The sequence below is a fragment of the Rothia nasimurium genome (assembly GCF_049068285.1).
GTDB classification, from domain to species: Bacteria; Actinomycetota; Actinomycetes; order Actinomycetales; family Micrococcaceae; genus Rothia; species Rothia nasimurium_I.
Map to the genome: position 1 here is coordinate 139,816 of NZ_JBLKPV010000003.1, position 19,735 is coordinate 159,550.

The 19,735-nt window shown below is 60.9% G+C and carries 18 protein-coding genes and 1 riboswitch; of the genes, 7 read left to right on the top strand and 11 right to left on the bottom strand.

Annotated features, from left to right (window positions below; translation table 11 throughout):
- Positions 1-85: 85 nt before the first annotated feature.
- From solA to ACMXX3_RS04165, 3 genes are all read right to left on the bottom strand, one after another.
- On the bottom strand, positions 86-1,216 hold the full coding sequence (gene solA / locus ACMXX3_RS04155) for an N-methyl-L-tryptophan oxidase (RefSeq protein ID WP_421083495.1): 1,131 nt from the start codon (positions 1,214-1,216) through the stop codon (positions 86-88).
- A gap of 136 nt (positions 1,217-1,352) precedes the next feature.
- Positions 1,353-1,913, bottom strand: coding sequence for a GNAT family N-acetyltransferase (locus ACMXX3_RS04160; RefSeq protein ID WP_421083496.1), 561 nt, complete (start codon positions 1,911-1,913; stop codon positions 1,353-1,355).
- Positions 1,914-2,090: 177 nt separating this feature from the next.
- Positions 2,091-2,453 (bottom strand): DUF6176 family protein, encoded by a 363-nt coding sequence (locus ACMXX3_RS04165; protein WP_421083497.1) that lies wholly within the window; start codon positions 2,451-2,453, stop codon positions 2,091-2,093.
- Between the two features lie 250 nt (positions 2,454-2,703).
- Here ACMXX3_RS04165 and ACMXX3_RS04170 point away from each other — a divergent pair, with 250 nt between their 5' ends.
- Entirely contained in the window at positions 2,704-3,123 is a 420-nt protein-coding gene (locus tag ACMXX3_RS04170; protein ID WP_421083498.1) for a hypothetical protein, read from the top strand.
- A gap of 35 nt (positions 3,124-3,158) precedes the next feature.
- Here ACMXX3_RS04170 and ACMXX3_RS04175 read toward each other — a convergent pair whose 3' ends face one another.
- Both ACMXX3_RS04175 and dusB read right to left on the bottom strand, forming a co-directional pair.
- On the bottom strand, positions 3,159-4,169 hold the full coding sequence (locus tag ACMXX3_RS04175; protein WP_421083499.1) for a YeiH family protein: 1,011 nt from the start codon (positions 4,167-4,169) through the stop codon (positions 3,159-3,161).
- A gap of 141 nt (positions 4,170-4,310) precedes the next feature.
- The gene (gene dusB, locus ACMXX3_RS04180) at positions 4,311-5,507 is read right to left on the bottom strand and encodes a tRNA dihydrouridine synthase DusB (RefSeq protein WP_237189040.1); all 1,197 of its coding nucleotides are present in this window, start codon (positions 5,505-5,507) and stop codon (positions 4,311-4,313) included.
- A gap of 234 nt (positions 5,508-5,741) precedes the next feature.
- Here dusB and ACMXX3_RS04185 point away from each other — a divergent pair, with 234 nt between their 5' ends.
- Both ACMXX3_RS04185 and ACMXX3_RS04190 read left to right on the top strand, forming a co-directional pair.
- Positions 5,742-6,281, top strand: coding sequence for a hypothetical protein (locus ACMXX3_RS04185; protein WP_421083500.1), 540 nt, complete (start codon positions 5,742-5,744; stop codon positions 6,279-6,281).
- A complete protein-coding gene (locus ACMXX3_RS04190; RefSeq protein WP_421083501.1) occupies positions 6,253-6,636 on the top strand; it encodes a hypothetical protein in 384 nt (127 codons plus the stop codon). The genes ACMXX3_RS04185 and ACMXX3_RS04190 overlap by 29 nt, the downstream gene beginning before the upstream one ends.
- 4 nt (positions 6,637-6,640) lie before the next feature.
- On the opposite strand, the gene ACMXX3_RS04195 is transcribed toward ACMXX3_RS04190, so the two are convergent.
- Complete coding sequence (locus ACMXX3_RS04195) at positions 6,641-6,982, bottom strand: MGMT family protein (RefSeq protein ID WP_421083502.1); 342 nt, start codon at positions 6,980-6,982, stop codon at positions 6,641-6,643.
- Positions 6,983-7,081: 99 nt separating this feature from the next.
- Positions 7,082-8,056: a GNAT family N-acetyltransferase gene (locus tag ACMXX3_RS04200; protein ID WP_421083503.1), complete on the bottom strand. Its 975-nt coding sequence runs from the start codon at positions 8,054-8,056 to the stop codon at positions 7,082-7,084.
- A gap of 227 nt (positions 8,057-8,283) precedes the next feature.
- Here ACMXX3_RS04200 and ACMXX3_RS04205 point away from each other — a divergent pair, with 227 nt between their 5' ends.
- Positions 8,284-8,904 (top strand): GNAT family N-acetyltransferase, encoded by a 621-nt coding sequence (locus tag ACMXX3_RS04205; protein WP_421083504.1) that lies wholly within the window; start codon positions 8,284-8,286, stop codon positions 8,902-8,904.
- Between the two features lie 158 nt (positions 8,905-9,062).
- Here the strand turns inward: ACMXX3_RS04205 and ACMXX3_RS04210 are convergent, their stop codons facing one another.
- On the bottom strand, positions 9,063-10,445 hold the full coding sequence (locus ACMXX3_RS04210; RefSeq protein ID WP_237200564.1) for a glycine--tRNA ligase: 1,383 nt from the start codon (positions 10,443-10,445) through the stop codon (positions 9,063-9,065).
- A 177-nt stretch (positions 10,446-10,622) separates the two neighbouring features.
- Here ACMXX3_RS04210 and ACMXX3_RS04215 point away from each other — a divergent pair, with 177 nt between their 5' ends.
- Positions 10,623-10,841 (top strand): RNA-binding S4 domain-containing protein, encoded by a 219-nt coding sequence (locus tag ACMXX3_RS04215; RefSeq protein ID WP_237208223.1) that lies wholly within the window; start codon positions 10,623-10,625, stop codon positions 10,839-10,841.
- Positions 10,842-10,916: 75 nt separating this feature from the next.
- Here ACMXX3_RS04215 and ACMXX3_RS04220 read toward each other — a convergent pair whose 3' ends face one another.
- From ACMXX3_RS04220 to ACMXX3_RS04230, 3 genes are all read right to left on the bottom strand, one after another.
- Positions 10,917-11,606, bottom strand: coding sequence for an alpha/beta hydrolase (locus ACMXX3_RS04220; RefSeq protein ID WP_421083505.1), 690 nt, complete (start codon positions 11,604-11,606; stop codon positions 10,917-10,919).
- 100 nt (positions 11,607-11,706) lie between these two features.
- Positions 11,707-12,936, bottom strand: a complete 1,230-nt coding sequence (metX, locus tag ACMXX3_RS04225) for a homoserine O-acetyltransferase MetX (RefSeq protein WP_421083506.1) — start codon at positions 12,934-12,936, stop codon at positions 11,707-11,709.
- Positions 12,937-12,950: 14 nt separating this feature from the next.
- Positions 12,951-14,297: an O-acetylhomoserine aminocarboxypropyltransferase/cysteine synthase family protein gene (locus ACMXX3_RS04230; RefSeq protein WP_421083507.1), complete on the bottom strand. Its 1,347-nt coding sequence runs from the start codon at positions 14,295-14,297 to the stop codon at positions 12,951-12,953.
- Positions 14,298-14,417: 120 nt separating this feature from the next.
- Positions 14,418-14,535: riboswitch (SAM riboswitch) on the bottom strand.
- Between the two features lie 141 nt (positions 14,536-14,676).
- Here ACMXX3_RS04230 and ACMXX3_RS04235 point away from each other — a divergent pair.
- Positions 14,677-16,857 (top strand): S9 family peptidase, encoded by a 2,181-nt coding sequence (locus tag ACMXX3_RS04235; RefSeq protein ID WP_421083508.1) that lies wholly within the window; start codon positions 14,677-14,679, stop codon positions 16,855-16,857.
- A 216-nt stretch (positions 16,858-17,073) separates the two neighbouring features.
- Positions 17,074-19,104 (top strand): hypothetical protein, encoded by a 2,031-nt coding sequence (locus ACMXX3_RS04240; RefSeq protein ID WP_421083509.1) that lies wholly within the window; start codon positions 17,074-17,076, stop codon positions 19,102-19,104.
- Positions 19,105-19,735: the final 631 nt, after the last annotated feature.

Consider the following 19,735-nt stretch of genomic DNA (forward strand, 5'->3'; position numbering starts at 1 on the left):
TCAACCGCCAGGACGCCGCCGGAAAAGCTCAAGGCCCGCACCTGATTCCCAGGTGCGGGCCTTGTTCTGCCCTCATGCCGAAGACTTAGTGAAGCGGGGCTTCAAACCGGGCCAGGGCAAAGTTTTCGAGGGAGAACCAGGGCTCTTGATCGTCAATGAGGTCAGCAACAGCCCGGCCGAGGGCGGGGGTGAGCTTGAAGCCGTGGCCTGAGAAGGCGGTGGCAACTGTGATGCGGGAGGACAGGCGGTCGATAATGGGCCGGTGGTCCCGGCTGAAAAGATCCATGTGCATGGAGTGGCGGGCCGGTCCGTCGCTGACCTCGGTGAGGTAGCGGGTGACGAGCCTAGCAGGAACCCGCAGGGCGTTACCGGAGGCCCGCGGGGGCAACTCGCGCGGGGTAGGAACTTCAGAGCGCTGGCCGACGTTGCCCACCTTGACGGTGAGGCCGTCCAGGCAGGGGAAGCCGTAGAGGTGGGAGCCGTTTGACTCGCGGATGAAACCGGGGAACCGGGAGGGCGAGTAGTGTTTGGGCTTGTCAACGAGGTACCAGCCCAGGCTGATAGGGGTGATGGAGACGTGCGGATCAATCTGGGGAAGCAGGGTTTTGGACCAGACACCGGTGCTGATAATGGCCTGGTCTGCCTTGTAGGTCCCTTGGGTGGTGCGGATTTTGACGCCCCGGGAGGTTTCTTCGATTCCGACGACTTCTTCGTGGGTGAGCAGGGTAGCCCCGGCTGCGCGGGCTTCTTTCTGCATCTGGTAGACGATGGCGTCGGAGTAGAGCACGCCCCCGTTTTTGTCGAGGATGCCAACTTCGTCGGTGATATCGGAGTGCTGGGGGTAGCGGCGTTTGAGGTCGGCGGTGTCGTATTCTTCGTGGTCCAGGCCGAAGCGGTGGATGGAATCGTGGACGCCTTCCAGGCCGGGGGCGCCGGGGTGGCCGATAGATAGGGCCCCGGTTTGGTGGAAGAGGGTTTCGGAGTGGCGGGAGTCGAGGTCCAGGAAGTAGTTGCGGGAGAACCTGAGTAGGGGGACGTATTCGGCGCCCTCGTGGTAGGCCATGCGGAAGAGGCGGGACTCGCCTGAGTAGCCACCCCGGTCGTGGACGGGGGCGTATTGTTCAAGGCCGAGGACGGAATGGCCGCGGGCGGTGAGTTCCCCGGCAAGGTAGGAGCCGATAGCTCCTAGACCTACGATGATGACCGAATAGCGCATGGCTTTAAGGTACCGGGTATTGGGTAGATTTGTTGAACAAATCGACCACATGATGATACTTAGGGTTCATTTCGAACCGCCGCCGTTCCCCTCGAAGGCAGGGATCTGCCGGGAGCGGGCCGGTGCGTCCTTTGCCTTAGAGGTCATCTCCCTGGTCAAGGCCGTATTCGGCGGGCCAGGTGACTTCGCCTGAGATGGGTGGGAAGTCAGGGGTGAGGTTGAGCAGTTGCAGGGCTTCAGAGATTTGGGCCGGATCTGTGCCGTCAAGGTAAGCACGGACGCCGTGACGAGCAGCTGGTCCAAAGCCAAACCGAGAGTAGTAGGCCGGTTCCCCGAGCACCACCAGGCTGGTGGGTGCATTGCTGATCTGGGCGGACGCGCGTGCGCACGCCAGCGCTTCAAGGGTCAGGGCGGTGCCCACTCCCCTACTCTGATAGTCGGGGTGGACGGCCAGCGGCGCAAGAGCATAGGCGGGCCAGGAGCCTACCCAGCAACGGCTGATGAGAATGTGTCCAACGAGGGCACCGGTGACGCTATCGCGGGCCACCAGGGAGATTCCCGGCTCCCAGGCATTGGGGTTGCCGCGCAAGGCTTCCACTAGATCAGCCTCATAGCTTGTATCAAAGGCTGCCAGGAGCAGATCGCGGATCTCTGCGATATCGGCCGGGGTTTCGGGGCTGATGGTGTGGGTTCTCATGCCTTTAAGTCTAGGGGTAGGCCCACTCTGGGGCGGGGTGACCCTCGCCTACCTCCCTGACCTGCGGCAAGAAGGCGGGCGCGTCCGTCCGCCCCTGCGCCGCGAACCCAGTGTCTACAAGAATCGCGCAGCGTCCACTCACGGCGTGGGCACTGCGCGATTCTGGTAAGCACGGTTTTACTGGGGTAGAGGCTTCATGGATGCAAGGACGCGGTCAGGCAGCATGTGCACGCGCGGCGACAGGTCTTGGGGCGGGTACGTAGAATCGATACATTCACGCCAGTACTCGACGTGCTTTTCATCTAACCAGTGCTCAGACTCAGTAACTTTCTGTTCCAGGCCTGCCTCACCGCGCACCGAGTACCAGTAAAGGTAATCGACGCCATCAATCGTTTCAGCAAAGATTGTCTCAACGTACATGTGTTCAGGCTCTAGTGTCTCTTTGACAGCCTCCATGTTTTCGTTGAGGAAAAACATCCACTCATCAACCTTGTGCCGTTTGCCAGGTTTAACCCGAAACCGGGTCAGCTCAATCTGCATACCGTGATTCTACCAGGGCGTTTTGGGGCTATGACGGCCTCTTCTAAACGACTTTCCATAGCCGTTCTCGGCCGCCCACCGCGGAATTGTTTCGGTACCCTGAGTGCAATCAAAGTTATTAACCAGCTCATCACCACTGTCTACAAGAATCGCGCAGCGTCCACACACGTCGTGGACGCTGCGCGATTTTGGTAAGCACCCTATGTAACTTATGGTTTGTGCCCCCTGCGGGTAGGTATAGTCGGCTTCTATGAGCGAGAAGTACGTACCCAACTACGGCGATCTGGAGCGTTTTCAGTATGAAAGGCTGATCCGCACCAAATCTAGGGCCTACCAGATGGCCTGCTGGCAGGGCTACCTCGGCACCCACGACTTCTTCCTGGGCAATAACCTCAGAGGTTGGGCCACGCTCCTGCTCACCATGGCAACAGCTTCCCTGCTCGTCTACGAGTGGATGCTCGGGCTTCTCCTACTGATTCTCGTCATCGGCCTCAACATCACAGCGGTGCGGGCCATCGCCGCGTCAGACCCAAGCAGCGACATCTACGGTGAAGAGTGCGGACCTGTCTTTCACAGCCTCCACATGGTGAGCTCCTTCTCTATCATGTGGGATATCAACCTCTGGAAAGACAAGACTCCCACCGACCCACCGCCGCCCGACATGGATTAGGCGAGCCCGGACGTCCTCCCCCGGCTAGCTGGCCACTAGAGCACCAGCGTCACCCCGGCCAGGCTCACCCCTGCTACCAGGGCTGTTGAGAGAGCAGCAAGAACAAAGGGGCGGGAGCCCACCCGCAGGAGTTTCCGCACATCAACATTGCACCCCAGGGCAAACATAGCTGCTGCCAGCAGGGCGGTCTGGGCAGAACTACCCGCTGCCAGCACAGCCTCAGGCAGGGGCAGGCAAGAGCGCACCAGCACCATAGCCATAAAACCCGCCACGAAGAGGGGCACAAGCGGGGGCAGGGACGTCGTCCCAGCACCGTCCTGAAGCTCCCGACGGCGCACCCACCCCAAAACCGCAATAACCGGTGCCAACATCAGCACCCTGGCCAACTTCACCAGCACAGCAGCCGTCAAAGCCCCGCCACCGATCATGCCGCCCACAGCAACCACCTGGGCAACCTCGTGGATCGCCCCACCAGCCCAGGTACCTGCAAAAACCGGGTCAAGCTGCAACAGATAAGCCGCCAGAGGCACCAGGCCGATCATGGTCGTCCCGAAGAGCACCACCAGGGCAACAGCCGTCACGGTTTCTTCCTCATGCTCGTTCTTGGGGTCAAGGGTGCCAGACGCCCCTGCCACCGCAGCCGCCCCGCAGATAGAGAAGCCACAGGCCACAAGGTAGGTGAGGTAGCTCGAAACCCCCAGTAGGCGACCGATCGCAATCGTTCCCAAGATTCCCGTCACCACAGTGACGATAACCACCAGAATCATGGGGGCCCCAAGTGCCGCAATATCCCCCAGGGCAACTTGAAGGCCCAGCAGGACGATACCAAGCCGCAACAGCTTTTTGGCAGCAAAGGCCACCCCGGCGCTGCAACGCTGAGGGAGCCTGACAGTGTTTGCAACCACCACCCCCAACACGATGGCAACCAGCATAGCGCTGAGACCAGGTATCAGGCGGCTCAGCAGATAGGCGACGGCCGCTGCCGCAGCGCAGACAGCTAGCCCCGGCAGGTAGGTGCTCAGGCGGGAAACTCTGGGTGAACTCATACTCCTAGAAGTACCAGGTTTCAGGCCCAAAAGCTGGCAGGAAAGGGCAGACACTTCTGGGGTCTACCATTTCCGGGAGATAAAATTCACCGGCCTCCAGCTGGGCTGGGGCCGGTGAGGTGGGGCAAAGGGGGCCGGGGGTTAGCCGCCGCTGATATCCAGTTCAGCATCCACCAGACCCAGGCGCTCGGCGTCGCCCAGGACGCGGGAGTTCAGCCAGCCGTCGGGCAGGTGGGGCTTCTTGGGGTTGCCAGCACGTCCGCGAGGGCCCTCAACAGCGGCACCGGGGTAGCCGATGGAGTGGTCCAGCTCGGCCAGGTATTCGCGGAAGGCTTCGAGGGTGGGCACGGTAGACATCTTGGCACGTAGCTTGCCGCCGACCGGGTAGCCGTGGAAGTACCAGGCCACATGCTTACGGATCTCGCGCAGGCCCCGGGTTTCGTCGCCAAAGGTTTCAACCAAAAGCTCAGCGTGGCGGTAGATCATATCGGCTACCTCAGACACGCTGGGGCGGTGGCGGTCTTCAGAGCCCTCAAAGGCGTTTTGTAGGTCGCCAAAGAGCCAGGGGCGGCCCTGGCAGCCGCGGCCGACCACAATGCCGTCCACCCCGGTCTGCTCAACCATGGCGATGGCGTCCTCGGCGGAGAAAATATCGCCGTTACCCAGGATCGGCACGTCGGGAATGGCCTCGCGCAGGCGGGCAATGGAATCCCAGTCAGCCTTGCCCGAGTAGTGCTGGGCGGCGGTGCGGCCGTGCAGGGCGATACCGGCGACGCCCGCGTCACGCGCAATTTTGGCTGATTCCAGGTAGGTCAGGTGGTCCTCGTCAATACCCTTGCGCATTTTGATGGTCAGGGGCACGTCCCCGCGGGAGGCCTCGCGCACGGCGGTCTGGACGATAGCGGTAAAGAGGTCGGTCTTCCAGGGCAGGGCGGAGCCGCCACCCAGCTTGGTGACCTTGGGGACGGGGCAGCCAAAGTTCAGGTCGATGTGGTCGGCGCGGTCTTCTTCAACGACCATGCGGATCGCCTTACCCACGTTAACGGCGTCCACCCCGTAAATCTGAATGGAGCGGATCTTTTCGTCGCCGTCATGGTCGATAATACGGAGGGATTCGGGGTTGCGTTCCACCAGGGACCGGGCCGTGACCATTTCGGTGACGTAGAGGCCGCCGCCGTATTCGCGGCAGAGGCGGCGGAAGGCCTTGTTGGTGACGCCCGCCATCGGGGCCAGGACGACGGGGGTGTCGATGGTGTGCTTGCCCAGTTGCAGGGGCGGGAGCTTCAGTTGCTTGGCGCGGGCCGGGGTCTGGCCGGTTCCTGGGTTCTCTTCTGTCATAACGTTCCAATTTTGTCACAAGGACGCGACGGGTGCAGTAAGCACTGCCACGGCCAGCCGGACTGCCCTGCGCCGAATGTGCCAGTTACTCCCGAATGTGCCACTCTTGCTGCCCCATTCGGGAGTAAGTGGCACATTCGAGAAGTAAAAGAACATTGACAGGCGCACATGAGTCGTGAAACACTTGTGATAAGTCAAGTAACTCTTGACGATAAGCTAAATCTAGGAGGGACTATGGATTCCAGTGATCCCCGAATCGGGGCCGTCCGCACCGCCAACGAGCAGGTGGCCCTGGCAAACCAGGCCCTTGAGGACGCCGTGCAGGCAGCCCGCGCAGGCGGGGCCACCTGGCAGCTCATCGGCTCGGCTATCGGAGTGACTAAGCAGGCTGCTGCCCAGCGCTTTTCAGAGACGGTCTACAACGCCCGGTCTCTCTCGCAGATTCAGGTGGAACTGGAACAAATCACCGAGGCCCTCTTTGCCGCCCTGGCTCACGGCGACATTGAGCATGTCCACAGCCACATGACCTACACAACCGCCCGGCTGCTCTCCAAACGCAAGATTCTGAAAACCTGGCAGCAGGTACTTGAGGCCGCAGGCCCCTTTATTGAGGTCAAGAAAACGGTGGTGGAACAGGCAGGTTCCGGCTTTACCCTCACCTACCGGTTGCGCCACGAACACGGTGAGCCGGTTGGTCAGCTCTCTTTCAACTCAGCCCGCAAAGTCACAGGATTGGTGATCTTCAATGACGATTCAGCGCCCCTCCCCTGGTAACAGTATCTACGCGCCCCTCATCATGTGGGGATTGTGGGGCCTACACGGTTTTATCACCTGGTACCTCAGCCGAGAACTAGCTATAACCTTATGGGCGATTGGCCTCGTGGCTGTGGGTACGGTACTCACTCAGTGGTTCCTGCGCCCCAAGGGCAGCCGCACGATGGTATGGCGACCGGGACTCTTTGCCGGGACGCTTACTATTACCTGGGTCTTCTGGGCTCTTCTCAATATGTTTTGGGATATCGAAGTCCAGCATGCTCTTGCCTGGCCGTTGATTGGGTATATAAGTTCAAGTTATAACGTCCGGGAGGCCTCAGCCCAGAGGCGCAAAGCCCGCGACATCGGCGTCTAGCCCTCTAGGCCTGCCCCTCCCCCAGCTCAGCCAGGCGCGGGGCGGCGAGGTGGGTGAGGGCGTCCGCGCCGATACGGGCAGGGCCCAGATTGACCCGCCCGTCTGCCCGCAGCGGGGTCCCCTCGTCCTGCCAGTAGGGGCGGGCTTCAACCTGGTGACCCGGAATTTCGCCGCGGGCATTGCAGACCCGCCACCAGGGCACACTCGAGCCCCAGGTCGCCAACACGCGCCCCACCAGCCGGGGCGACTCACCGGCTACGGCACCGACGTCCCCGTAGGTCGCCACCTGCCCGGCAGGCACACACTCCACCACCCGCAAGATCCGTTCACAGCGCAGTTCATCCATACATCCTCCATACCGCGAAGACCCCCTCGATTCTCCCTTCACCCCCTCACAAATCAAGGGGGTGATGAGAGAACCAAGGGGGTCTTTTGAAGCTGTGGCCTAGCCGTCCACCACGGCCAGGGTTTCGCTGGTGACCTGCCCGGCGCCCATCTTAATGAGCTGATCAACAATGACGGCGAGGTCCTCCATGGAATCGTCAACCTCCACCTGCACCGGGTAGGAGGCGGTCAGCACAGACAGCAGCTGCAGGACGGCTTCCCGCGCCCCGGGGTTGCCCACCTGGTAGCCGATGGTGACTTCGGTGGCGTCGTCCTCAGAAACAGGCATGTGGCCGGCGTCCACTTCGAGGGGGCGGTAGCTCACGGCGAAGGCGAGCATATCGCCTTTTGTCCCGTTGGCTTGGGCGCGGAGGATGTCGTCGCGCAGCACCACAGCGCCCAGGGCCTCGGCCTCGTCTGAGAGGAAGAGGCGGTTGATGCGGCCGATGGGCAGGTCGGCGGGTTCATCCCAGGTATGGACGGCCCGGTAGAAGTCCCAGAACTTCTGGGTGAGTTCCACAGAGCCGGTGGCCAAATCTTCAATGGCCTGGGTGATTCGTTCTGAGGCGTCCTGGCGCAGGGGCATAGCCGGGACGGAGCCAGCTTCAAACCGCACCATACGCGAACGCTGGGCGACTTTAAAGCCCCTGGCCTGGGCAAAGGCGAGGCCGGTGGAGTCAGGTTCTACCTTGGTGCGGAAGGCGGTTGTACCGCTGGGGGCTGCCGTGGCGGCGTCCTTGAGGGCCTGCAGGAGCTGGGTGCCGAGGCCTGAGCGGCGGTGTTCGGGGGCTACTTCTAGGTAGGCCCAGAGGCGGTTGGGGTGCAGGTCGGTTTCGTAGACGACGCCTGCAGCGACGGGCACGCCCTGGTGTTCGGCGACGATGGTGCGGCTGAAGGGGGCGGACGAGTCGGGGGTGAAGGCGGAGCGGAAGGCGGCTACCTGCCGGTTTTCGGGATCGTTCCAGTATTCGAGGAGGGCTAGACGATCGCCCTCGCGCCAGGGGCGTAGGGTGTAGGTGTTCTCGGCGGTGCTCACGCGTCTTCTCTTTCATGGGTAAAGGGTGTACCCCTCTACTGTAGCGCCCCTGGCATATGCGGAACATGTGCCGGTGAACATCATATGTGTGAGCTTTACCGGCACATTTGAAGGTTTGCGGAACATGTTCTGTATATGCCGGATTGGTATCTACGGTTCATGGAGGTTTTACCGGCTAGACTATAAGGGTTTGTTTTCAGCCCTTCTTGTTACCTTAGTGTGGTGTTATGACTTCTCCCCTGGCCGATAAGCCCACCCTGACCGGTTCCCGTATTGAGTTGCGTCCTTTTGATGATGAGGCCGTTGAGGCCATGATTGGTATTTTGCAGGAGCCCGAGGTTTTGGTTAAGACCGGTTCTGTGCATACCCGGGTGACCGAGGATCACCCCTTTGATGAAGCCAAGACCCGCGAGTGGTATGCCCGCCGGAATGAAAAGAAGAACCGCTTAGATCTTGCTGTCTATGCCCTGGATCAGCAGAAGTATGTGGGTGAGGTTGTCTTCAATGAGTACGACCGGGCTAATAATTCGGTCAATTACCGGATTGCGATTGGGCGGGCTGGTCAGAATAAGGGCTACGGCACTGAGGCGACGAAGCTCATGGTCGATTACGCTTTTGAGAAGCTGGATCTGCACCGGATTGAGCTTGAGGTGCTGGACTTCAACGAACGGGCCAAGCACGTCTACACTTCCTGCGGGTTTGTGCCCGAAGGACGCCGCCGCGAGGCTTTCCTGATTGACGGCGAGTACCACGATGCGGTGATCAAGTCGGTGTTGCGCAGTGACTGGGAGGCTGCCCGATCGGCATCGGGCCACTTGACCCTGGATTTGAAGAGGGTAGAAATCTAGCGCCGAAGGTGCTGGAGGTATAGGAAAAGGACGGACGTGCGGAGAGCCTGCTGGCTCGGGGCTGGCGTGAATTGGGGTGAGCGCCCCAGCGCGAACCCCAAGAGGGTCAGCAGGCGAACGCACGTCCGTCCTTTTACATCCTTAGACTAGGTTGCACCCTACTTGGTCAGCTTGGCTGCCAGGTAGGCGGTGACCTGGTCGAGTGAGACGCGTTCTTGGGTCATGGTGTCGCGTTCGCGGATGGTGACTGCCTGGTCTTCGAGGGTGTCGAAGTCGACGGTGATGCAGTAGGGGGTGCCGATTTCGTCTTGGCGGCGGTAGCGGCGGCCGATGGCGCCGGCGTCGTCGTAGTCGATGTTCCAGTTGCGGCGGAGTTCGTCGGCCAGGTTCTTGGCTGTGGGGACGAGCTCTTCCTTCTTGGACAGGGGCAGGACGGCTGCCTTGACGGGGGCCAGGCGCGGGTCGAGCTTGAGGACGGTGCGCTTGTCGACGCCGCCCTTGGTGTTGGGGGCTTCGTCTTCGACGTAGGAGTCGACGAGGAAGGCCATCATGGAGCGGGTCAGGCCGAAGGAGGGTTCGATGACGTAGGGGACGTAGCGTTCGCCGGTGCCCTGGTCGAAGTATTCGAGCTTGGCGTTGGAGTGTTCGTTGTGCACGCCGAGGTCGTAGTTGGTGCGGTTGGCGACGCCCATGAGTTCGCCCCATTCGGAGCCCTGGAAGCCGAAGCGGTATTCGAGGTCCATGGTGCCGGCTGAGTAGTGGGCGCGGTCGTCTTCGGGCACGTCGAATTTGCGCATGTTGTCGGGGTTGATGCCGAGGTCTACGAACCAGTTCCAGCAGTCTTCGATCCACTGGTCGTAGTACTTGGGGGCGTCGTCGGGGTGGACGAAGTATTCGATTTCCATCTGTTCGAACTCGCGGGTTCGGAAGATGAAGTTGCCGGGGGTGATTTCGTTGCGGAAGGCCTTGCCGATCTGGCCGATGCCGAAGGGGGGACGCTTGCGGGCGGCGGTGACGACGTTGTTGAAGTTGACGAAGATGCCCTGGGCGGTTTCGGGGCGCATGTAGTGCAGGCCCTCTTCGTTGTCGACGGGGCCGAGGTAGGTCTTCATGAGGCCTGAGAAGTTTTGGGGTTCGGTCCACTGGCCCTTGGTGCCGCACTTGGGGCAGACGATGTCGTCCATGCCGTTTTCGGGGGCGCGGCCCTTCTTGGCTTCGAAGGCTTCGATCAGGTGGTCCTGGCGGTGGCGGGAGTGGCAGGAGAGGCATTCGACGAGGGGGTCGGTGAAGGTTGCGACGTGGCCTGATGCTTCCCAGACGGCCTTGGGCAGGATGATGGAGGAGTCGAGGCCGACCATGTCTTCGCGGCCTCGCACGAAGGTCTGCCACCACTGCTGGCGGATGTTTTCTTTGAGTTCGGCACCGAGCGGGCCGTAGTCCCAGGCTGAGCGGGATCCGCCGTAGATTTCGCCTGCTTGGAAGACGAATCCGCGGCGCTTGGCCAGTGAAATGACGTTATCGAGTTTGGACTTCGGTGCCATGGTCTGTGTTGTTCTCCTATGAGCCTGCGCCACCGGCTGTGGCGTGCTTGGGGTTAGTCAGCGGGCGCCGGTTTTGGCGCACACGTCTTTAAGCCTACCGCAGGTGGGGGTTGTGGGGTGGACGCTTGTGCTTGGTTACACGCGGTGCGGTGGGGCCGGGGCGGTAGAGTGGTGTCTATGAGTATTGAGTCTGTGTTTATTCGTGATGAGATGATTCGCCTGGGCCAGTTTTTGAAGCTGGCTAACCTGGTGGAGAACGGGGTGCATGCCCGCGAGGTGATCCAGGACGGCCTGGTGAAGGTGAACGGGGAGATTTGTGAGCAGCGGGGTCGGCAGTTGCATGCTGGCGATACCGTGGAGTTGAACGGTGTGACGGTAAAGGTTGATTCTGAGTAGGTTTTTCCTGCCAGCTATATCAAAGCCCGGAGGGTTTCCCTCCGGGCTGTGTGCTACTTGTGGCTTGGTAGTTGGTTAGCTGAGGACCTGCTGGGTAATGAAGTCTGAGAAGTGGCCAAGTTCTTCGGCTGAGACGGAGTGGGCCAGGCCCGGGTAGGTGTGAACGGTGGCGTCTGCGAACTTATGGACCCAGTCGGCGGTGTAGGTGATTTTGTCGGCGGGGATGACAGTGTCGGCCTCGCCTCGGCCCCAGAAGAGGGGCAGGGGCTTGAGGACGAATTCTGCGTCCATAAAGTAGTCCTCGCCGCCCTCGACGACGTAGCCTGAGAGGCCGACCACAGCCTTGAAGAGGTGGGGCTTACGGCGGGCGGCGCTGGTGGCAACTGCCATGCCCTGGGAGAATCCAGCCAGGGTAATGGATTCAAATTCGTGGGCTACGGCACCGACCCAGGTGAGCAGATAGTCGGTGGCCAGTTCAATGGCTTTGAAGCCAACGGTTTGGAGCTGCTGGTTGAGGGGCCACCACTGGTAGCCTGCAGCTACCTGTTTGACTTCGGCGGTGTCGGCGTCAGCGGGCAGGACGTAGCCGACCGGCTGGGGGGCCCGCATGGCTGCGTAGGTGATTTTGTCTTCGGGAAGACCCATGTGCCCGCGCAGGCCCATGAGGTCTTTTTCGTTGGAGCCGTAGCCGTGGAGGAAGAGAACGAGGTGGGTTCCGGCCCAGCCGTCCTTAGTACGGGAGAAGTCTACGGTGTAGTCAGCCATGAAAGCTCCTTGGTGCGCTTGAATAGGGCTTGTTTTCTTCCCAACCTACAGGATTTTGTGGGCTTCGGGGAGGGAGTTCGCGCAGGGGGTAGGGCCCGGTTTAGGCGACGACTTTCAGGTGCCGGGCCTTGGGGAGGTTTGCTTCGTCGGCAGCTTCCTGGTTTTCGATGCTGGTTGCCAGGATGCGTTCGAGCTGTTGGTGTTCGATGAGGAAGCCGTCGTGGCCGCAGGGTGAATGAATCACTGAAGGTTCTACGGGGTTGGGTAGGGCCGCTGCGAGGATTTGGGAGTCGGAGGGGAAGAAGAGGCGGTCGGAGTCGACGTAGGCGATAGTCCAGTGGCAGGTGCTGAGGGCCAGGGCCTTGTCGAGGCCGCCACGGTTGCGGCCGAGGTCGTGGGAGAGCAGGGCTTCGTTGATGGCCAGGTAGGAGTTGGCGTCGAAGCGGGCGGTGAGTTTTGCCCCGTGGTGGTCGAGGTAGTTTTCGACCTGGTAGCGGCCTCGGTCTGCGGGGACGGGGTGGAGGACGTCCTGGTTATCCTGGGCGTCCCGGCCAAAGCGGAAGTGCAGTTCGGCTGCTGAGCGGTAGGTGGTGTGGGCGATGCGTCGGGCTAGGGATAGGCCGTTTTCGGGGCCGGGGCCGGGGTAGTAGTCGCCGCCTGCGAAGGAGGGGTCTTGGCGGATAGCCAGGTTCTGCATGTGGCCCCAGGCGATTTGTTCGGCGGTGGCGGCGGGCCCTGAGGCTATGACGGCAACCGAGCGGACGAGGTCGGGGTAGGTGACGGCCCATTCGGCAGCGCGGGCCCCGCCCAGGGATCCCCCGATGACGTGGTGCAAGGAGGTGACGCCCAGCTGGTCGAGCAGGCGCTTTTCGGCGTGGACGGAGTCCCGGATGGTGACCAGGGGGAAGCGGGAGCCCCAGGGTTTGCGGTCGGGGTCGATACTGGCGGGGGCTGGGGAGGCCGGGCCGGTGGTGCCGTAGCAGCCGCCGAGGATATTGGGGGAAATGACGAAGTATTTATCGGTGTCAATGACCCGGCCGGGGCCTACTGCTGTGGGCCACCAGCCGGGGTTCTCGGCGTAGCGCCGGTCTGCCTCGCTTGCGTCGGGGCCGACGCGGCCAGCTGAGACGTGGGTGTCGCCGGTGAGGGCGTGGAGGATCAGGACGGCGTTGTCGCCCGCCTCATTGAGGGTTCCCCAGGTTTCGTAGCCGATGGTGACCTCGGGCAGGGCGGCACCTGATTCAAGGGTCAGGTCGCCGATAGGTGCGTAGGTGAGGACGCCGTCGGTGCGGCGGGTGGGGGCGGTGTCAGTGGGGCGGGCTGTCGTCATTGATCTACCTTTTCTTAGCGGATTGCGGCAAAACCAAGCTCGAGGTCGGCCAGGATGTCGTCGATGTGCTCGATACCTACGGAGAGGCGGATGAAGGCGGGGTTGATACCGATAGCTTCAAGTTCTTCGGTGGTGGACTGGCTGTGGGTGGTGGAGGCCGGGTGCACAGCAAGTGAGCGCACGTCACCGATGTTGACCAGCAGGGAGTGCAGGGAGAGGGAGTCCACGAACTTCTGGGCGGTTTCAGCGTCGGCGTCCTTGAGGGTGAAGCCGAGGACGGCCCCAGCCCCCTTGGGCAGGTACTTTTGGGCCAGGTCGTAGTAGGGGGAATCGGGCAGGCCGGAGTAGGTGACCGATTCAACCCGAGGGTGATCGTTGAGGAACTGGGCGACCTTGAGGGCGTTTTCAACGTGGCGTTCGACGCGCAGGGAGAGGGTTTCAAGACCGATGGCGATGTTGAAGGCGTTGGTCGGTGAGATGGAGGAGCCGAGGTCACGCAGCAGGGAGACGCGGGCCTTGAGGATGTAGGAGAGGTTGACCCCAAAAGCCCCGTCAGCACCGAGATCGCGGGCGTAGACCAGGCCGTGGTAGCTTTCGTCGGGCTGGTTGAAGAGGGGGTACTTCTCAGGGTAGGCGCCGTAGTCGAAGTTACCGGAGTCGACGATGACGCCGCCGACCGAGGTGCCGTGCCCGCCCAGGTACTTGGTGGCTGAGTGGATGACCACGTCAGCGCCGTGCTTGATGGGGTTGAGCAGGTAGGGGGTGGCCACGGTGTTATCAACGATGAGCGGCACCCCAACTTCGTGGGCTACGGTCGACACAGCCTCAATATCAAGGACGTCGCCGCGGGGGTTGGGCAGGGTTTCTGCAAAGAAGGCCTTGGTGTTCTCCCGGGCTGCTGCACGCCAGGATTCGGGGTTGGCAGGATCATCGACGAAGGTGGTTTCAATGCCCAGGTTCTTGAGGGTGTACTTGAGCAGGTTGTAGCTACCGCCATAGAGGGAGGGGGAAGCAACAACGTGGTCACCGGCTCCTGCGATGTTCAGAATCGCGAAGGTGGAGGCTGCCTGGCCGCTGGCTAGCAGCAGGGCTCCGACGCCGCCTTCTAGGGCCGCGATGCGGTTTTCAACCGCTTCCTGGGTGGGGTTGTTGATGCGGGAGTAGATGGGGCCCAGCTCGGAGAGGGCGAAGCGGCCAGCTGCCTGGGCAGAATCCTTGAAGACAAAGGACGTGGTCTGGTAGATGGGCAGGGCGCGGGCCCCGGTTGCGGGATCGGGCTCTTGGCCAGCGTGAATCTGCTGGGTTTCGAACTTCCAGCCGGTGGGGTTTATGGGGGTGGGAACGGTGTTCTCGGTGGTCATGCGGTTTCTCCTGATGAAGGATTCTTTCAGTGTTCTCTTGGAACGGGCCGCATGCCGTATCTTCCGCCCGGGTCAGGTGGAAAAGATTCTGATGCCCTCGCAGAAGATTGAGGCACATCGGTCCCGCGCTTGCGTACCTGGTTCTCGGTGGGTACGCCAGGTCTTCACCCAGGGCACCCCACCGCGAGTGGAGGGTTGCCGACCAGCTAGCTGGGGCTTAGCGCTGGCTCTCTTGACCTGCCTCTAGTTTGGCTGGCTCACCCGGGGACCGTCAAGATGAAGTACAAAAGTTTCAGCATGTGTCAATCTATTGCGCACGTTACGCCCTGGGGTCGTCATTTAGAATGGTGGGAAGTGAGTTTTTTACGAAAGGGCTGTTATGTCTCTGACTCCTCCTCGCGCCAAGCGGGTCCCGGTTGAGCGCACCCATCACGGTGATACTTTTATTGATCCCTACGAGTGGTTGCGTGATAAGGAGAGCGAAGAGGTTCTAGACCATCTGCGGGCTGAGAACACCTACACCGAGGCCGTCACGGAGGACCAGCAGCCCCTTCGCGATGCTATTTTTGAAGAGATTAAGGGGCGCACCCAGCTCACCGACATGTCGGTGCCTTCCCGGCGCGGGGCCTGGTGGTACTTCAACCGCACCGTAGCCGGTGAGCAGTACCCGGTCATGTGCCGCGTCCCCGCCCTGACCGAAGGTTCGGTTGAAGAGCGCTACCAGCCCCCGGTCGTCCAGCCCGGCCAGCCCTTAGAGGGTGAGCAGGTCGTCCTGGACTGCAACGAGTTCGCCCGCGATATGGCCTTTTTCTCCCTGGGTTCCTTCCAGGTCACCCGGGACGGCTCCCTGCTCACCTTCGGGGTGGATGATTCTGGCGATGAACGCTACACCCAGTACTTCAAGAACCTAAACACCGGCGAGATTCTCGATGAGAAGATTGAGGACGTCTTCGCCGGGGCCTTCTTCGCCTCGGGCGCTAAGCACCTGATCTACTCGGTGGCCGATGAGTCCTGGCGCCCCTACGAGGTGCGGGCCCACGCTATTGGCAGCGACCCGGCAGACGACATTGTGCTCTACCACGAGGCTGACCAGGGCATGTGGCTGGGGGCCTCTATGTCCTCCTCCCGCACCCACGTTGTCATCACCTCGTCAAACTCTGAGTCCTCAGAGAACCGCATCATCAATATCCACGAGCTGGGCCAGCTGGAGCCCACCCTCATCATGCGCCGGGAAGAGGGCATCGAATACTCGGTGGATGTCATCGATGTTGAGGGCACCGGCTACCTGGTAGTGGGCCATAACCATGAGGCCCCCAACGGGGAGCTCGTCCTGGCCCCCCTGAGCGAAACCTATATCCCTTTCGCTGACTTTTCGGCTTCCTGGATTCCCCTGGTTCCCCACCGGGCGGACGTCCGCCTGGAGAACTTCAAATTCTCCCGCAACCACCTGGTGCTCATGGCCCGCGAGAACACCACTGTTAAGGTCTTTGTCGCCTCCCGCCAAGAGCTAGCCACCCAGGTTGCCCAAGCCCACCCCCAGGGCATTGGCCTGCACGAACCCGGTGGTTTTACCGAAGAGCTTTACACCTCAGCCTTCTCTGGTGTGAACATCATGTCCCCGGTGATCCGTCTCAACTACACCTCCTTCCTCACCCCCAACAGCGTCTACGACTACTTCCCCGACACCGATGACCTGATCCTTCGCCGTCGGACCCCGGTCAAAAACTTTGACCCGGCTGCCTACACCGCCTACCGCATGTGGGCCCCGGCCCGAGACGGTGCCCTCATCCCCCTCTCCGTCATCCACCGCGCTGACCTGGACAAAACCGCCCAGAACCCGGTCATCCAGTACGGCTACGGCTCCTATGAGTCCTCCATGGACCCCTACTTCTCCATTCCCCGCCTGAGCGTCCTGGACCGGGGTGTCATCTGGGTTGTTGCCCATATCCGGGGTGGCGGCGAGATGGGCCGCACCTGGTACACCCAGGGCAAGAAACTGGCCAAGAAGAACACCTTCACCGACTTCATTGACGCCACCGATTTCCTGGCCTCCCAGACCTGGGTGGACGCTACTCGCATCGGCATCATGGGTGGCTCAGCCGGTGGCCTGCTCATGGGTGCTGTGGTCAATATGGCCCCGGAAAAGTATGCTGCCTGCCTGGCTCAGGTACCCTTTGTGGACGCCCTCACCACCATTCTCGACCCCAACCTGCCCCTTTCAGCCCTGGAATGGGAAGAATGGGGCAATCCCATCACCGACAAGGAGGTCTACGACTACATGAAGTCCTACACCCCCTACGAGAACATCCGGCCGGTCGCCTACCCTGCCATTGCGGCAGTGACCTCGCTGAACGACACCCGCGTCTTCTACGTTGAGCCGGCCAAGTGGGTTGCGGCCCTGCGCGAGACCATCGACAGCACCTCCCCCACCCCCCTACTCAAAATTGAGATGGACGGTGGCCACGGCGGCGGTTCTGGCCGCTACACCGCCTGGAAGGAAGTCGCCTGGGATTACTCCTTCCTCCTCCACCACTTAGGTATTCAGGGCTCAAACCTGTAGCCTTGAATCTCAAAGACAGAGGGAGCCGGGAGCATCCGCACCGTCCCCGGCCCCTCTGCCAGGCCCGTCCTGACCGCTATCTTTCGCACAGGTAGCGCCCAGCCTGCCTTGCGCCCCCCCCCCCCTGCACCTGGTCAAGGCCTGCTGGCAATATCACTACCATTTAGAGGCACTATGAACCATGATGAAACCCCTCGCCCTTTCAGCGCGAGCCTTATGACATCCGAAGCTACCGCAAAAATGCCGCAGGAGTTCCTACGCTCCCTGCTGCTCAAGCCGGTCTACCGGGATAAGTGGAGCCGCTACGTCCAACGGCGCCGGGGCGATTCCATCAACCAGCGGGCTGTTGCAACCTTCATCGCCTACGAACTCTCAGACTACTCCGGCCAGGACATCGACCCGGCCACCATCAAGGACCGGGTGTCTAGAGCCCTCAACGGCGATACCCTCTCCGGCTCCACCGCCCACATGTTCGCCACAGCCTTCGGCTTCACCGCTGAGGAAGAGCGGGAACTCTCCCGCACCATTGCCCTGGCCAGTCTGCAAAAGAAGCTCACCGCCAGCCCGGGCAAGACAACTGAGCCCTCCGAAGAACCCTATACTTCTATATCCACCTCGATGGAAGCCTTCGTCGATGCCTTCGGATACATCAAATATTTTTATTTCACCGAAGTCATCATCTCTGAAAGCGACGAACTGACGGAAATTGCCTCCCGCTTTGAGTCTCCCTCCTCAACGGTCAGCCTCCTAGAGGGGGGCACCGTCCACAAAATCAGCCCCTACGACAGGCTTCCCCTCAACGACCCTGCCAACGACGTATGGCAGACGGTCATCCGCACCCCCCACCCCATCCGCCGCGGGCAGATCCACCGCCTCAAATACCGGATCGACCTGGATTTAGTCTCTGAAATCGAAACCACTGACCCTTTGGTCAATAATGCCCTCATGGGCCCCTACACCAGCGGCAAATTTAACCTCTGTCTGATGATTCATTTTGATGAGGCCCCCCGGGAAATCCGCCAAAAATTCTGGGCCGGGGCCAAGAGCCCTGAAAGCCTGATTGAAGACATCATCTTGCAACCACAAGACTATGTCTCCATGTCCTTCCCCTACCTGCACGACGCCGCCTTCTCCTTTACCTGGAGCGTCCGCAAGCAAGAAGCCCTAGAGCACTACCGGGATCTGATCGCCCAAGCTACCCCGGGCGTCCCCCTCCACCTGGGCCTAGACTCCACAACTGCTACCCCCCGCCCGGTGGCTAGCACCGAGACAACCAATACCAAGGGTGAACTCTTCTACTCTCCCATCTCCGTGGCCAGTACCCCCTCCCTGGCCCCTACCCTCCCCCCGGCCCGCAAGAACCACAGTCCAGAAGATCAGGCCAACCAGTTCACCAGCACCTACCTCCGCGCAGAACTCCTCGAACCGGGCCCCCGTTCCATCTGGGAACCCTACCTCCACCAGGAACGGCTCAAGGAAAGTAACCCCTTCTCCATTCGAGCAATTGCCCGGGCTATGAGCGCCTACCAGGAAGATACCTACGGGCTGCATATCTCACCCAGTGTCTATAAAGACCGGGTCTGGAGGGCTATTACGGGCCAGGGCATGAGTCAAGATACCCTAGAGCTCTTCTGCAACACCTTCGACTTCTCCCCAGAAACCACCACCAGCCTCAACCGAGCTTTGGGGGGCAACATCGATGACGGCACCTCCCTTGCCTACCTGGTCAACCAGCCCCAGGCCATGGCCACAGCTGCCTTTGCAGACATCCAACTCACTTCAGATGGCTCCCCCATCACCCTGCAACTGAATCTCACCCTGCTCGCCCTTGAAGCCGGGTGCTCTATCCTCCATCTGATCCTGCCCGGGGCCAAGGAGGTCACCGTCCCCGAAGGGAACTTCTCCGTCTCCTCCGTCCCTGCTGAAGAGAGCTGGGTTTTCATCCCAGATACCTTCTACAACCCTATGCAAAACTTCCCCCTGGAGCTTATTGCCCAGACCGTCCCCGAGCTGGATGAGGACGGCTACTACTCCATCATCTTCCCGCTGCCCCCGCGTGGCTTCTCCCTGGGCGTTAGGTGTACAACAGGCGGCGACACCATGACAATCGCCTACTCTGATGTGCCCTACAGCCCCAGCGTTAAGCCCTCAGTCTCAGGCCAGGCAACCGTCTCTGATTCCTACAGCCACGTGGCTCCTATGCTGGGGGCAACCACCCTCCACATCCGCTGGAAACCAGAAAACTAGCCCTATAACTGAGGTCACATTCGGCGACCTGGTCTCTGCGATATAAGCGCGACACAGGTTTTTCTAAGATAAATAGTGTTCCTCAGGAGAACAGATCTAGTGCCCCTGAACCTCTGAGCGAACACCTGCAGAACTGAATTCGTGGGGAACACCCCCTCATAGCGGGCTGCCACCCAACAGCCTCCCAACGCTATGGTGCTGCAAGGACTTGATCACCTCAAAGTCCCAGTAGCTCCCCGACAGAAATCAGGCAGGAAAACCAGAATTTAATAGTGCGAAATTGAAACTGGTTACCTCATCATGACGCTAGTGGTAGTGTGCCACCACTAGCCCCAACAGACCGCTTATCCCTAGAAGCGGTTGATTCCAGTTGCATTCTGTCCCCCTACTTTATATGCAACTGGGTGCGAAGAATACCCCCCCCCGCTATTTTCGAGCGGAGGGGGGGTCTTGTTTAACCTGTTTTTCCTGTGGGGATGCCCGGTGCCTGCTTCCCCAGGTGAATTTGGCTAGAACACGCTGAGTTACAGTGCTTCAGTACTTTTAACTTAAAAAATGTTCCGCACCATCAGTAACAGTACAAAGCAACATCCTCCCCTCCTATACGGGAGGGGAGGATGTCACTGACCTG